This window comes from Clostridioides sp. ES-S-0049-02 (assembly GCF_020658465.1).
Taxonomy (GTDB): Bacteria; Bacillota; Clostridia; order Peptostreptococcales; family Peptostreptococcaceae; genus Clostridioides.
This window is the reverse complement of the sequence record NZ_JACVWG010000001.1, coordinates 1,283,561-1,297,541: the sequence shown is the minus strand read 5'-3', so window position 1 is coordinate 1,297,541 and position 13,981 is coordinate 1,283,561. Positions and strand designations below refer to the sequence as shown.

Annotated in this window: 12 protein-coding genes; 11 read left to right on the top strand and 1 reads right to left on the bottom strand. The window is 28.3% G+C overall.

All coding sequences use genetic code 11. From position 1 onward, the window contains the following. Window positions 1–170 precede the first annotated feature (170 nt). The 10 genes from IC213_RS05895 to IC213_RS05850 all read left to right on the top strand — a co-directional run bounded on the left by IC213_RS05895 (window position 171) and on the right by IC213_RS05850 (window position 11,924). Entirely contained in the window at window positions 171–749 is a 579-nt protein-coding gene (locus tag IC213_RS05895) for a TerD family protein (RefSeq protein WP_227433090.1), read from the top strand. 34 nt (window positions 750–783) lie between these two features. Further along, on the top strand, window positions 784–1,362 hold the full coding sequence (locus IC213_RS05890) for a TerD family protein (RefSeq protein WP_227433091.1): 579 nt from the start codon (window positions 784–786) through the stop codon (window positions 1,360–1,362). An 85-nt stretch (window positions 1,363–1,447) separates the two neighbouring features. Next, entirely contained in the window at window positions 1,448–2,077 is a 630-nt protein-coding gene (locus IC213_RS05885; protein WP_227433092.1) for a TerD family protein, read from the top strand. Beyond that, window positions 2,067–4,826: a calcium-translocating P-type ATPase, PMCA-type gene (locus tag IC213_RS05880; protein ID WP_227823788.1), complete on the top strand. Its 2,760-nt coding sequence runs from the start codon at window positions 2,067–2,069 to the stop codon at window positions 4,824–4,826. Before IC213_RS05885 ends, IC213_RS05880 begins: the two co-directional genes overlap by 11 nt. 84 nt (window positions 4,827–4,910) lie before the next feature. Then, window positions 4,911–6,473 carry a YceG family protein gene (locus tag IC213_RS05875; protein WP_227433095.1) on the top strand — a complete coding sequence of 521 codons (1,563 nt, stop codon included), beginning with the start codon at window positions 4,911–4,913 and terminating at the stop codon, window positions 6,471–6,473. Continuing rightward, window positions 6,474–7,610 (top strand): toxic anion resistance protein, encoded by a 1,137-nt coding sequence (locus IC213_RS05870; protein WP_227433096.1) that lies wholly within the window; start codon window positions 6,474–6,476, stop codon window positions 7,608–7,610. 60 nt (window positions 7,611–7,670) lie between these two features. Beyond that, a complete protein-coding gene (locus IC213_RS05865; protein WP_227836085.1) occupies window positions 7,671–8,747 on the top strand; it encodes an HpcH/HpaI aldolase/citrate lyase family protein in 1,077 nt (358 codons plus the stop codon). Continuing rightward, on the top strand, window positions 8,725–9,963 hold the full coding sequence (locus IC213_RS05860; RefSeq protein WP_227862835.1) for a phosphoribosyltransferase family protein: 1,239 nt from the start codon (window positions 8,725–8,727) through the stop codon (window positions 9,961–9,963). Before IC213_RS05865 ends, IC213_RS05860 begins: the two co-directional genes overlap by 23 nt. A 53-nt stretch (window positions 9,964–10,016) precedes the next feature. Next, a complete protein-coding gene (locus tag IC213_RS05855) occupies window positions 10,017–11,105 on the top strand; it encodes a cysteine protease StiP family protein (protein ID WP_227433100.1) in 1,089 nt (362 codons plus the stop codon). Window positions 11,106–11,132: 27 nt separating this feature from the next. Then, entirely contained in the window at window positions 11,133–11,924 is a 792-nt protein-coding gene (locus IC213_RS05850; protein ID WP_227836086.1) for an HAD hydrolase family protein, read from the top strand. A 100-nt stretch (window positions 11,925–12,024) separates the two neighbouring features. Here IC213_RS05850 and IC213_RS05845 read toward each other — a convergent pair whose 3' ends face one another. Then, the gene (locus IC213_RS05845) at window positions 12,025–12,579 is read right to left on the bottom strand and encodes a cupin domain-containing protein (protein WP_227433104.1); all 555 of its coding nucleotides are present in this window, start codon (window positions 12,577–12,579) and stop codon (window positions 12,025–12,027) included. A 196-nt stretch (window positions 12,580–12,775) separates the two neighbouring features. On the opposite strand from IC213_RS05845, the gene IC213_RS05840 reads away from it, so the two are divergent. Beyond that, window positions 12,776–13,978 (top strand): DUF819 domain-containing protein, encoded by a 1,203-nt coding sequence (locus IC213_RS05840; RefSeq protein ID WP_227433106.1) that lies wholly within the window; start codon window positions 12,776–12,778, stop codon window positions 13,976–13,978. Window positions 13,979–13,981: the final 3 nt, after the last annotated feature.

Below are 13,981 nucleotides of genomic sequence, written 5' to 3'. Positions count from 1 at the left end.
GTAAAATCTATGTAAAAAGTAAGAAATATAAACATTTTTTTAATTATATTTTAAAAATATCAAGTAAGTTTTATTCACAAATGAATAAAAAATGTTATAATATGATTAAAGAAAAAGATAAATAATTAGCAAGATTTGTTTAGCTAAAATTAACAAGGGAGCGATAAATTATGGGTATAACATTATCAAAAGGCCAAAAGGTTGATTTAACTAAGGGAAACCCAGGGCTTAAAAATATTTTAGTAGGGTTAGGATGGGACACTAACAAGTATGATGGTGGATTTGACTTTGACTTAGATACAGCAGCATTTTTAACAGGAGCAAGTGGAAGTGTTACTAATGATGGAGATTTTGTATTTTACAACAATTTAAAGCATACTTCTGGAGCAGTTGAACATTTAGGTGATAATAGAACTGGTGAAGGTGATGGAGATGATGAGCAAATAGTTGTTGATTTATCTAAGATTCCTGGAGAAATAAGCAAAATTTCTTTTACAGTTACAATTCATGATGCTACAGAAAGAACACAAAATTTTGGGCAAGTAAGTAATTCTTATATAAGAATAGTAGATAAAGATACAAATGAAGAACTAATAAAGTATGAATTAGGTGAAGATTTTAGTATAGAGACAGCTATAGTAGTAGCTGAAATATATAAACACAATGGAGAATGGAAATTTAACGCACTAGGTTCTGGTTTTGAAGGTGGACTTGCTGCGTTATGTGGAAACTTTGGAATAAACTTATAATTTTAAATACAATAAACTAGAGGGGGTATTTTCCATGGCTATAGTATTAAAAAAAGGACAAAAAATTGATTTAACTAAGGGAAATCCAGGACTTAAAAATATTAGACTTGGACTAGGATGGGATACAAATTCATTTGATAGTGGATATGATTACGATTTAGATGTCAGTGTTTTTATGGTAGGAGAATCTCAAAGAGTTGAAAGAGATGAAGATTTTATATTCTATAATAATTTAAAACATCCATCTGGAGCAGTTGAGCATTTAGGTGATAATAGAACTGGTGAAGGTGATGGAGATGACGAAGAAATATTAGTAAACTTAGATACAATGCCAAAGCATATACAAAAAATAGCTGTAACAGTTACAATATATGAAGCTGCTGAAAGAAAACAAAACTTTGGACAAGTAAGCAACTCATATATAAGAGTTTTAAACTCTGAAAATGACCAAGAAATATTAAGATATGACTTAGGTGAAGAATTTAGTATAGAGACTGCAATTACAGTATGCGAGATATATAAATATAATGGAGAATGGAAGTTTAGTGCAGTTGGAGCAGGATTTGAAGGTGGCTTAGAAGCACTTTGCAGAAACTATGGATTAAGTGTTTAGTATGAGTAACACAGTATATTAAATATAAGTAGCCTATACAAATAATGTATAGGTTATATTATATAAAATTTTATGGAGGTTTAGTATGTCAATTAATTTATCAAAGGGTGATAAAATAGATTTAAAAAAATCCAACCCAGGATTGAGTAATATACTTGTGGGCCTAGGATGGGACCCTGTGCAACAGGCAGGTGGAGGATTCCTTAAGTCTTTATTTGGTGGAGGACAAGCTGATATAGATTGCGATGCATCTGTATTTATGCTAAATCAGGAAGGAAAATTAAGTGGTATAAAAGACTTAATTTATTTTGGAAATTTAAAGAGTGCCTGTAAGTCAGTTTTACATACAGGAGATAACTTAACTGGTGAAGGTGTGGGTGATGATGAACAAATTCTAGTTAATTTAGATAAAGTTCCATCAAATATTCACAGATTATTATTTGTAGTAAATATATACAATTGTATAGACAGAAAACAACACTTTGGGATGATAAAAAATGCCTATATAAGAGTTGAGGACCAAAGCAATAAAAAGGAAATAGCAAAGTATAATTTATCTGATAATTATTCAGAAAAAACTACTCTTATAGTAGGGGTTATATATAGAAAAGATGGAAGTTGGCAGTTTAAAGCAATAGGTGAAGGAACAAAAGATGCGGGTCTTAAAGAAGTAATGCAAAATTTAGACAGGATTGAGTGTGTATATGGAATTTAATAACGATATCAAATATTATAATGTTGACAAAGAAGACGTAACTAAAGACTTATCTGTTAACCCTGATAGAGGTCTATCAGAATCAGAAGTCAAGACTAGAAGAGAAAAGTATGGTTTAAATGAATTTACACCAAAAGAGGAAGGAAGCTTTTGGGATGATTTAAAAGACAGTTTAAGTGAACCAATGATAGTTATTTTAATTATTGCAGCAGTAGTAAGTGCAGTAATTGGAGAAACTCATGATGCAATAGGGATTGTAGGAGCTATAGCAATAGGTATAGCAATAGGTATGATTACAGAAGGTCGTTCTAAGAAAGCAGCAGATGCTCTTTCTAAGATGACTGAAAATATTGAAGTTAAAGTACTAAGAGATGGAGAAATACATCAAATTTCTAAGAATGAACTAGTACCAGGAGATATAGTATATATTGAAACTGGTGATATGGTACCTGCTGATGGTAGACTTATAGAAACTATAAATCTTAAAATTAGAGAAGATATGTTAACAGGAGAATCAGATGATGTATCTAAAAAATGTGATGTAGTAGTTCCAATGGAAGAAATAGAATCTAAAGGAGCACTAGTGGTACAAGAACCAATTCCTGCAAAACAAATAAATATGGTATTTGGTGGTACACTTGTTGCTTATGGTAGAGGAATATTAGTTGTAACTTCAATTGGAGATAGCAGTGAAATGGGTAAAATTGCTCAAAACTTATCAGATGCAGATGAGCAAACTCCACTTCAGATAAAGCTTGGAAATTTAGGTGGATTGATAGCTAAAGTTTCCAGTGCAGTAGCAGGACTATTATTTATATTCATGGTTTTCCAAATGGTAAGTAAGAATGTATTAAATGTTGATATGTCTGGAATTTTACCATTTTTAGAATCAATAGACCCCGTTAAAACAGCCTTTACAGTATGTGTTGCATTGATAGTTGCAGCAGTTCCAGAAGGTCTGCCAACTATGATAAATATGACACTTGCAATAACAATGCAAAAAATGGCTAAAATAAATGCCTTAGTTACCAAAAAAGAAGCTTGTGAAACTATAGGTTCTGTTTCTGTAATATGTTCAGATAAAACTGGTACATTAACAGAAAATAGAATGACAGTAGAAGTTGCATATATTGATGGAAGATATATTGAGAGCTCAGAAGAAGAAATAAATAGTTATTTTGAAGAAAACTGTATGATAAACTCTACAGCTGATGTAGAGCATAATGATAATGATGTTAAGTACCTAGGAAGTGCTACAGAATGTGCATTACTTCTATATTATAAAAATGTAGATTACAGACAAGTTAGAAAAGAATCTAATATAGTAGCTCAAAATCCTTTTACTTCTGATTCAAAGAGAATGACATCTGTCATAGGTCAAGATAATAATCATGTGTTGTTATCAAAAGGAGCACCAGAAGTATTGCTTGAGCTATGTTCACACATTCAAAGAGGTAAAGACATAGTTCCAATAACTGAAGGTATAAAACATGAGATTTTAGAAGAAATAAAAAAATTACAAGTAAAATCAATGAGAACCTTAGGTTTTGCATATAAAGAAATTTCCCAAGCTGAAGAAGAAGCAGCAGTAACTGCTGAAAGTGATTCTATGAATGTAAGTGCAATGGAAAGTAATTTAGTATTTAGTGGATTTGTTGGTATAAGAGACCCACTTAGAAAAGATGTTATAGAATCAGTGAATACAGCAAATAAAGCTGGTGTTTCTGTAAAAATGCTTACAGGAGACAATATAAATACAGCAAGAGCTATAGGTGAAGAGTTAGGTCTATTAAAAGGAAATATGAGAGCAGTTGAAGCTTCATATATAGATACTTTAGATGATGAAGAATTAAAACAAGAAATACAAACTATTTCGATTGTTGCAAGAAGTAAGCCAGATAGTAAAATGAGAATAGTTTCAGCTCTTCAAAAGAGTGGAGATGTTGTTGCTGTAACAGGTGATGGGATAAATGATGCCCCAGCGCTTTCAAAGGCAGATGTTGGTATAGCAATGGGTATATCTGGTACAGAAGTATCAAAAAGTGCAGCAGATATAATTTTAACTGATGATAGTTTTAGCACTATTGTAAAAGGTATTAAATGGGGTAGAGGAATTTATGATAACTTCCAAAGATTTGTTCAATTCCAATTAACAGTAAATGTAATTGCATTTTTAGTGGCTATAATATCTCAGGTTATGGGACAAGAAATGCCATTTACAACAATACAATTGTTGTGGGTAAATATAATTATGGATGGGCCACCAGCACTAGCATTAGGTTTAGAGCCTGTTAGAGACCACGTATTAAATAGAAAACCTGTTGATAGAAAAGCAAATATAATTTCTAAGTCAATGGTATATACAATAGTATTAAATGCATTCTATATAACAGCAATACTAATGTTACAATCTACATTTAACTTCTTAGGTGTTGATGAAGCTCATAAGGGAACTGTAATGTTTGCGTTATTTGCTTTTAGTGCATTATTTAATGCATTTAACTGTAGAGAATTTAGTGCAGATAGTATTTTTCCAAACTTTACACATAATAAACTAGCATTACAAATAATAGTTTTAACAGGTATTGCACAAGTAATATTTACTCAGTTATTCCAAGATTTCTTTAATTCTGTAGCTATGGATGTTATGACATGGGTAAAAGTTTTATGTGTTGCAGCAAGTGTAGTTGTAGTCAATGAAGTTGTAAAGTGTGTAATAAGATTAGTAAAACCAAAGAAAACAGCTTAAAACAAATTTTATAAAAAAACAAACTGGCTCAAAATATATATTTTGAGTCAGTTATCAATAAACAATTAAATTGGGAGGATAATTATGGGTGACTCAAAGGTATTTGAAAAAATATTCTCCAGCCAATCAGATAGAGGAAATTACACTCCTTCAAAGGGATATCTAAGTTATTTTATTTCATATATTGGTTTAGAAGATGAGATTTTGTATAATCTTGAAATATTTAAGGCGAAGCAAAATATTGATAGTAGAAAAGATATTGCCTTATTTACTGATGCTATAGCAAATCCTAGTGATTTTGACATTATTAATTATTTTAAAAATGGGCTTAAAAATTATAAAAACAGTACAGAAGATGTAGACATAAGTATTTTAGGGTTTGAAGAAATAGATTATAAAATAAAGCAAGCAATAGATAAAGTATTAAAAGAGGAAGAAAAAGATTTTACTAATGATAGAGTTAAACAAAATTTTATAGTGAAAATAATGGCATGGATAAAGACTTATATTGGTGCCTTAGATATAAATAAAAATGATGCTCCAAAAATAATATTTTATGGAGACATAAAAAAGCATGAAGTCTATCTACTTTTAATATTGTACTTAGCAGGATTTGATATATTATACCTTAATCCAAACTCAAAGAGTAATATAAGTATCTTAAATTTAGAGAAATATAAGATAGAATTAGAAGAGGCTAATATAATAGAAGAAAATGTTTCTTTTGAAGATAGAGTTGTTTCAGGTGAAAAGATAGATAAAGGTTCTGTAAAAAAAGCTTTTACTGTTGGAGCAGAAGCATCAAAAAGAATAAGTGAAGAATTGTTAAATGATGCTGGATTTATAAAACCCTGGCAACTTCAAGATAGAAAAATAAAAAGCTTGCTTTTAAGTTCAACTATTGATGAAATATCAATATATTGGAATCAGCCATTAAAATTGAGACCAGGATTTAAGTTTAATGATACTATAGTAGAAACTCCAGTTTTCTTTTCTAAAATCAATGGAATATATAATGATAAAAATGAATACATTAAGTTTTTAGATTTATTAAGAGATTCAGAAAGTTCAACATTTATTGAATTTAATGGAGAGATAGATAGATTTTCAAAAGAATTTACAAGAGAAGCTTTTAGCCTATCATTTGTATTAAATTCAAAAGGTATTATAGATAAAAATTCTGTTTTAAATAATAAAGAATATTCTATTTCAACATTAGCATTAAATCAACAAATTATGATTTTAGAAAAAGTGGAAGAACTTATAGAAGGCAACATGTTTTTAAATGGACTAAGTGGAGAGGATAAAATAAAAGGCTTATTCACAGTACTTCATATGGATAAAAAGCTTGTTCATATGATGAATAATTTCGATTACTCTCTCATAAATCCAAAGTTGGTTATATATATGTATAAGAGCATTGTGTTTGATAAAGAAGTTGTATTCCTAATGCTTTTACTTAGTAAAATTGGATTTGATATTATTATATTATCTCCAGGCGGAGAAAATAATATAGAAAATGTTATAAATAACCAATTGATTGATATACACAGATTGGATAAAATGGTATATGACCTTAAATTGAACTTACTTGAAGATGGAATACCTTTACTTAAAAAAATTTTTGGCAAGAGGAGACGATTTTAAATGGGGATAAATATAAATAATTTTTCAAAAGATAATAATTCTGTAGAGACTGTTGAAAATTTACCTACGACTATACAAGAAGAAAATTTTGATATAATGGAATATACAAATAATAAAAAAAATGAACTTAGAAAGTCTAAAGAGGTGGAGGCTTTAACTTCTCTTATAGAAGTAGAAAATCCAGATACAATTTTACAATTTGGTAGAAAAGCATCTGAAGGAGTAGCTAGAGTTTCTGATAGCCTATTAAACACAATAAAATTAAATAGAAATGAAGAAAATTCTAAGATGCTTGTTCACTTAACTAAAATAATGGATAAGTTTGATTTAGATGATTTTCAAGAAACTAAGGAACCAAATTTTGTTCAAAAACTTTTCAAAAAAGCTAATAATGCTATTGAAATGATGTTTCAAAAGTATGAAACACTGGGAGGAGAAGTTGAAAAGATTCAAATTGAACTTGAACAATATGAAAGAGATATAGCTCTTTCTAACAAGCAAATTGGTGCTATGCTAAATGAAAATTTTGACTTTTATAATGAACTTCAAAAATATATTGTTGCTGGAGAAATGGCAGTAGAAGAAATGGATAATGAAATACTACCATATTTCAAACAAAAATCAGAGACTAGTGGAGACCAAATGGATATTGTCAACTATCAAGAACTATTAAAAGTCTATGATATGTTAAATCAAAGAGTCTATGATTTAAGGATAGCAGAAAATATAGCTATTCAGACTATACCTATGCTTAGAGGTATGCAACATAATAACTATGGTTTAATTAGAAAAATCAATAGTGCCTTTGTTGTAACTCTACCAGTATTTAAACAATGTTTATCTCAAGCTATATTACTTAAAAAGCAAGAATTACAAGCAAAGTCTTTAAAAGCTCTTGATGATAAAACTAATGAATTACTGCTTAGAAATGCACAAAATGTAAGTTCTCAAAGTGCACAAATAGCTAGAATGGCTGGAACAAGCTCTGTGCAAATAGAGACATTAGAAAAAATGTACAATACAATTAAATCTGGTATAGATGAAACTATGAGAATAGAAGAAAATAATAGAGTTACAATTAAGGATAATACAAAGAGATTAGAAGAATTAAATACAGCTATAATTTATAATAAGTAGTATATTAAGGGCTAATTTTGATAAAGTTGGCCCTTTCTATGTATATGAGGAGGCCACACATTGAAATATTTCGATTATATCTGCAAAGAGGATTTAGAGAAAATTTTTTTGAAAGTGCCAGAAGACTTTAATGCCAATACTGAAAAAGATGTACTGAAATATGCACTAGGTGCTTTTTTATACGTTCCAGCGACTCAATATAACATGATTTATAAAAGTATTATAGGTGATGTTAAGGGAGTTAGACCATTAGCTATTTGTTTAGAAGATGCTGTTGGGGCAAATGGAGAATCTGAGGCTATAGAAAATCTTAAATTGATTTTGAAAAATATTAGCAATGAAAATATAACTAATAAAGATGGTATACCATTAATTTTTGTGAGAATAAAAGATGTAGAGCAATTGCTAAGAATTAAAGATATTATAATTAAAAACAATAATACAATAACAGGAATATTGATTCCTAAAGCAAATTCTGAGTTAATTGAAAACTGTATAGAAGTTTTGAATTCTATAGGTCTTCAAAATATGTATGTTATTCCAATAATAGAAACAAGAGAATTCATATATAAAGAAAACAAAGAATTAAGCTTCAGTAGTTTATATAATACTATTTTAAGATATAAATCAAGAATACTCAGTATTAGAATAGGTCTAACTGACATATTAGGTATGTATGGTATAAGAAGAAATAAAAATTTTTCTATATATAATAATTTAATTTGTTCTTCTTTTATATTAGATATAATTACATATCTTCAAAGACCAGAGATAGATATACCAATAAGTGGAGGTGTATCGGAATTTTTTGATATGACAAATGAAGAGATAAGAAATAAGTATATAGAAGAAATACTATTGGATAAATTTCATGGATTAGTTGGAAAGACAGTAATTCATCCAATGCAAATTCAAATTGTACAAGCTTTGTCTGCAGTATCATATGAAGATTTTACTGATGCTTTGGAGATACTTGATAGTACAAATAGTAAATATGGTGTGAGTAAAGGCATATTAGGTGAGAGAATGAATGAAACTAATCCTCATTTTTTATGGGCTAAAAAAACATTGATTTTATCTAAAATATATGGTGTATTAAATAAAGGAGTAGACTATGAAGAATTGCTTAAATTTTAATTGTGAGATTGACATTGTTGATAATCCATTGAACTTAGATTTAAATGATTTTTTAGATATAGGAATAAGAAATAACAGCAAAAGACGTTTTTTATTTATATCAAAAAAACTTGGAAAACATTTAGCTTGTAAGCCAAGTGAAATGGATAATTTAGGAAAACTAATGGCTACGATTTATAATAAAAAAAATAAGGTGGCATCAAATGGAACTGTAATAGCTTTTGCAGAAACTGGGACAGCCGTTGGGCATAGCTTTTTTGATTACTTATCTGGAAATTATGAATTTATTCATACCACTAGAGAGCAATTTGATGAGCTAGAAAATTTAGATTTTTTAGAAGAACATTCTCATGCAACAGACCAAAATTTATATTTTGAAATGCTAGACAACTTTAAATTTGGCGATGAAGTAATTTTGGTAGATGATGAAATTACTACAGCTAATACATGTATGAATATAATCAAAAAGATTCAAAGTATCTATCCTAAAAAAATATATACTATATGTTCTATACTTAATTGGGTAAGTGATGAAAATTTAAGAAGAATTAGTAGTCTAGAAATAGAACTTGGATGTAAAATAGAATTTGTGTATTTATTTAAAGGAGATTTTAATTTTGATATAAATGAAGATATTGTTGCAAATTACAATGATAATTACAATATTAGTAAATTGAGTATTATGAAGGATGATAAAATAAATTTAATAGTAAATCATATCAATGTTGATTTAGAAGATTATATTGGAAATAAAAAATATATAAGATATACAGGTAGGTTTGGAATTAACAAAAGAGAACAAATTAAATTAAAAGAAATTATAAAAAGAGAAAGTAAAAAAATAGTTATAGAAAGTAAAGAATCTTTAAAAAAGAAAGCAGAAAAGGTTCTATTTTTAGGCACTGAAGAATTTATGTATATACCTATGTTATTTGCAAAAGAAAAAGAAAATCAATGTGATATATACTATCATTCAACAACTAGAAGTCCAATAATTAATATTGATAAAAATAATTATCCTATTAGAAGTAAGTTTAAATTAAAGAGTTTTTATAATTTAGATGTTCAAAATTACATTTACAACATAGACAGACATAATTTTTCTGAGTGTTATTTATTTGTTGAGTTAGATAAAAGTGAGAATTCTTATCTGGAATTTATTGATATAATTAAAAATACAAGTATAAAAAAATTGACTATAGTATGTTGTAGCTAAAATGTTTTATTGCGATAAAATATATCACAGTTTTAAGATAGGAGTTGAGTCATATGAGAGAATTTAGCACATATTCTAAAGATGATGTTATCTTTTTATTAAAAGATATATCAAATTTAATTGAAGAAGAAGGAAACAAAGAGAGAGAGTTAAAAATACAAAATGGCAGACATTATTCGGAAATGATACCAATAGAGTATGAGGTTAGCGAAGATTATCTGAAATTATATCATGATAAACTAGAAGAAAATAAGAATAAACTTGCATTTTCTATAGGTGTTATGTGTGAAAAGATAATTAAAAAAAATGGAAATGATGTTGTACTAGTTTCACTTGCTAGAGCAGGAACACCAATTGGTATTTTGGCAAAAAGATATCTAAAAAATAAGTATAGTTTAAATTTACCTCACTATACAATATCTATAATAAGAGATAAAGGAATAGATATGAATGCAGTTGAATATATAATAAGTAGTCATCCAAATTCAAACATACAATTTTTAGATGGATGGACTGGCAAGGGAACAATATCAAGGGAGCTAGAAAAAGCATGTGATGAGCTTAAAATTAAATTTAAAAAGAATTTTGATTCAACACTTGCTGTATTAGCTGACCCTGCTGGATATTCTGGACTTTATGGAATTAGAGAAGACTTTTTAATACCAAGTGCATGTTTAAACTCAACTGTTTCTGGATTAGTGAGTAGAACTGTGCTAAGAGAAGATTTGATTGGTAAGGATGATTTTCATGGTGCTAAGTTTTATAGCCATTTAAAGGATAAAGATGAGTCTATAAATTATATAGAAACTATAGAAGCATGTTTCAAAAACCAATTTGAAAATATATCTGATGAAGTTGAAAAATGGAAAAGTGATATTATAACTAAAGATGGTTATTTTGATGTTTTAAATATAAAGGAAAAGTACGATATAAAAGATATCAACTTTATCAAGCCAGGGGTAGGAGAAACAACAAGAGTTTTACTTAGGAGAGTTCCATATAAGATACTTGTTAAAGACTTAAATGATAAATCTTTAGAGCATATATTTATTTTGGCAAAAGAAAAAAATGTTGAAGTTGAGAAAATAGATTTAAAAGCTTACAAGTGTTGTGGCATAATAAAGAATATGAAAGATGTTTAGAAAATATATTTGACAGGAGAATGCTGAATGATTGTTTTTTCAGACTTAGACAGGAGTATTATTTACTCTGATAAATTTTTAAATACTAATAAGAGATATACCAATATAGAAATCTATAAAGAGAAAGAAATCTCTTATATATCTTTAAATACTATAAATTTAATAAAACAAATACAGTACTATGGTATGTTTGTACCAACTACTACTAGAACAATAGAGCAGTTTAAGCGTATAGAATTTAATAAATATGGTATTTACTTTCCATGGAGTATAACTTCAAATGGAGGAGTTATACTTAAAGATAATGAAATATTGAAATCATGGAGTGAAAAGATAGACAAATTAAAATCTGACTATGAGCCTATTGAAAGCATGGTAGATAAATTTAAAATTTATTTGAATGTAGAAGGAATAACTAATTTTAAAGTTGCAGAGGATACATTTTTTTATATAGTTGTAGATTTTAAAAAATTTAATTTAGATTCAATTAGGGAGTATATAAATATATTAGAATCAAAAAATTGGAGATTGTATGTGAGTGGTAGAAAAATTTATTTTATACCAAAAAAAATCTCAAAAGAAAATGCCATAGAATATTTAACCAAAGAATTAGGAATAGAAAATTTTTATGCAATTGGGGATTCTATTATGGATTATGGGATGCTCGATATTTCAAATAAAGCTTATGTATTGAAGCATGGTGATATAAATAAAAATGAAATAAAAAACACATTTATATCAAGTAAATTTGATGGAATGAGTGGAACTGAGGAAATATTATCTGAAATTTTAGATGAAAGTTGTCTACTCAATATATAACCAATAAACTAGAAAAGTCTGAAATAAATTAGGATAAAATTTATCATACTAATTTATTTCAGATTTTTATTAATTTATATTTAAACAAGAGCTGCATATATTAAAATGAAGGAGGAGTCATTGCCCAGACGGAAATACATTCATCATCATCACAGTTTTCATATATATGTGGTATAGTGCTGTTAAAATAAAAACTGTCACCCTCCTCTAATATATACTCTTTATTACCAAGTGTTATTTTCATTTTTCCTTTTATTATGTATCCGCATTCCTCTCCTTCATGTGTCACAAATTCATTACTTTTTTTTGTATGTCCATTTAATGTAACAAGTATAAATTCTATTTTTTTTCCAATTAAATTAGGAACAAGAAGCTCGTAAAATTTTGTAGAATCGTTAGTTACTATTTTCTTTCGATTGTTTTTCTTTACTACTATATTAGAATTATCCTTCCCAATATCATCAAAAAAATAACCTATGTTTACATCAAGCGTTTTTGATATTTTCCACATTGCTATAATTGATGGAACAACCATATTACGTTCAATTTGACTTATTAAACCTGTACTTAAACCAGACTCTTTTGCTAAGGTAGCTATACTTATATTTTTAGATTTTCTAAGAGCTCTAATTTTGCTTCCAACATCTATGTCCATTAGATAAAAACCCCCTCAAACATGATTATAACATATATAGTTTTCAAAATTAATAAAATAAAATAAAAGTTATATAATGCATGTATTTACATCGTTATATTGAATTTTCTGAAAAGATGAATTATAATAGTATTAATATTCAATATATTGAATATTAATACTGATATTTTAATTTAATGAAATGGAGGCGGTTGAGATGAGGAGTTTTGTAAGTCCTGATAATATTTGGGTATTGTGGGCAATTGTAACTGGATGGGCAGCATTTAGTATTTATTTAGAGCAAAAGTATAGTTGGGCATCAAAAATATCAGGAGCAATAATAGCTCTTGTAGGAGCAATGTTATTATCAAATCTAAATATTATACCAGTAGAGTCTGTTGTATATGACCAAGTCTGGGGTTATGTTGTCCCTTTAGCCATAGCTTTGTTGTTATATCAATGTAATATCAAAAAGATATGGAAAGAAAGTGGAAGATTACTTGTAATATTTCTTGTAGGTTCTATAGGAACTGTACTTGGAGCTATGATTGGATTCTTGGCATTAAAAAATGCAGTACCAGATTTAAATATTGTTGCAGCTATGATGACAGGTTCTTATATAGGTGGAAATGTAAACTTTGCAGCTATGTCAGGAGCATTTGATGCACCTGGAGAATTGGTATCAGCAACTGTTGTAGCAGATAATCTTTTAATGGCATTATATTTCTTTGTTTTAATAGCTATCCCATCTATTGGATTTTTTAGAAAACATTTTAAACATCCACATGTAGATGAGATGGAAAGCATAGGTGTAAATGAAGGCGAAACAATAGCAGCAAATTATTGGGGAAGAAAAGAAATATCTTTAAAAGATATAGCAATAGCCATTGGTAGTGCTTTTATAATAGTTGCAGTATCAGTAGAATTGTCAGGTTGGTTTAAAGCTATAATACCAACATCAAATCCATTTTTAGCAATGTTAAATACTTTATTTGGCAATCAATATCTAATAATAACTACTTTAACTATGATGTTTGCTACCTTTATGCCTAATTTCTTTAGTGATATAAAAGGAGCGCAAGAGCTGGGTACATTTTTAATCTACATTTTCTTTGTCGTAGTAGGTGTTCCTGCTTCAATCCCATTAATAATTCAAAAATCACCATTATTACTTTTATATTGTGGAATAATGGTACTTATAAACATGCTAGTTACATTTACAGTTGCCAAAATATTTAAGTTTAGCTTGGAAGAAGCTATTCTTGCATCTAATGCAAATATTGGTGGACCTACAACAGCAGCAGCTATGGCAATATCAAAAGGGTGGTCTAAGTTAGTAGGGCCAATACTTATAGTTGGAACATTTGGTTATATAGTTGGTAATTATTTTGGTCTTTTGGTAGGAAATATTTTAATATAAGTT

Bases quoted from the DNA above. Each gene is read 5' to 3' on its own strand.
- IC213_RS05890 (WP_227433091.1), top strand. From the start codon at position 784: ATGGCTATAGTATTAAAAAAAGGACAAAAAATTGATTTAACTAAGGGA.
- IC213_RS05840 (WP_227433106.1), top strand. From the start codon at position 12,776: ATGAGGAGTTTTGTAAGTCCTGATAATATTTGGGTATTGTGGGCAATT.
- IC213_RS05885 (WP_227433092.1), top strand. From the start codon at position 1,448: ATGTCAATTAATTTATCAAAGGGTGATAAAATAGATTTAAAAAAATCC.
- IC213_RS05875 (WP_227433095.1), top strand. From the start codon at position 4,911: ATGGGTGACTCAAAGGTATTTGAAAAAATATTCTCCAGCCAATCAGAT.
- IC213_RS05870 (WP_227433096.1), top strand. From the start codon at position 6,474: ATGGGGATAAATATAAATAATTTTTCAAAAGATAATAATTCTGTAGAG.
- IC213_RS05880 (WP_227823788.1), top strand. From the start codon at position 2,067: ATGGAATTTAATAACGATATCAAATATTATAATGTTGACAAAGAAGAC.
- IC213_RS05860 (WP_227862835.1), top strand. From the start codon at position 8,725: ATGAAGAATTGCTTAAATTTTAATTGTGAGATTGACATTGTTGATAAT.
- IC213_RS05845 (WP_227433104.1), bottom strand. From the start codon at position 12,579: ATGGACATAGATGTTGGAAGCAAAATTAGAGCTCTTAGAAAATCTAAA.
- IC213_RS05895 (WP_227433090.1), top strand. From the start codon at position 171: ATGGGTATAACATTATCAAAAGGCCAAAAGGTTGATTTAACTAAGGGA.
- IC213_RS05855 (WP_227433100.1), top strand. From the start codon at position 10,017: ATGAGAGAATTTAGCACATATTCTAAAGATGATGTTATCTTTTTATTA.
- IC213_RS05850 (WP_227836086.1), top strand. From the start codon at position 11,133: ATGATTGTTTTTTCAGACTTAGACAGGAGTATTATTTACTCTGATAAA.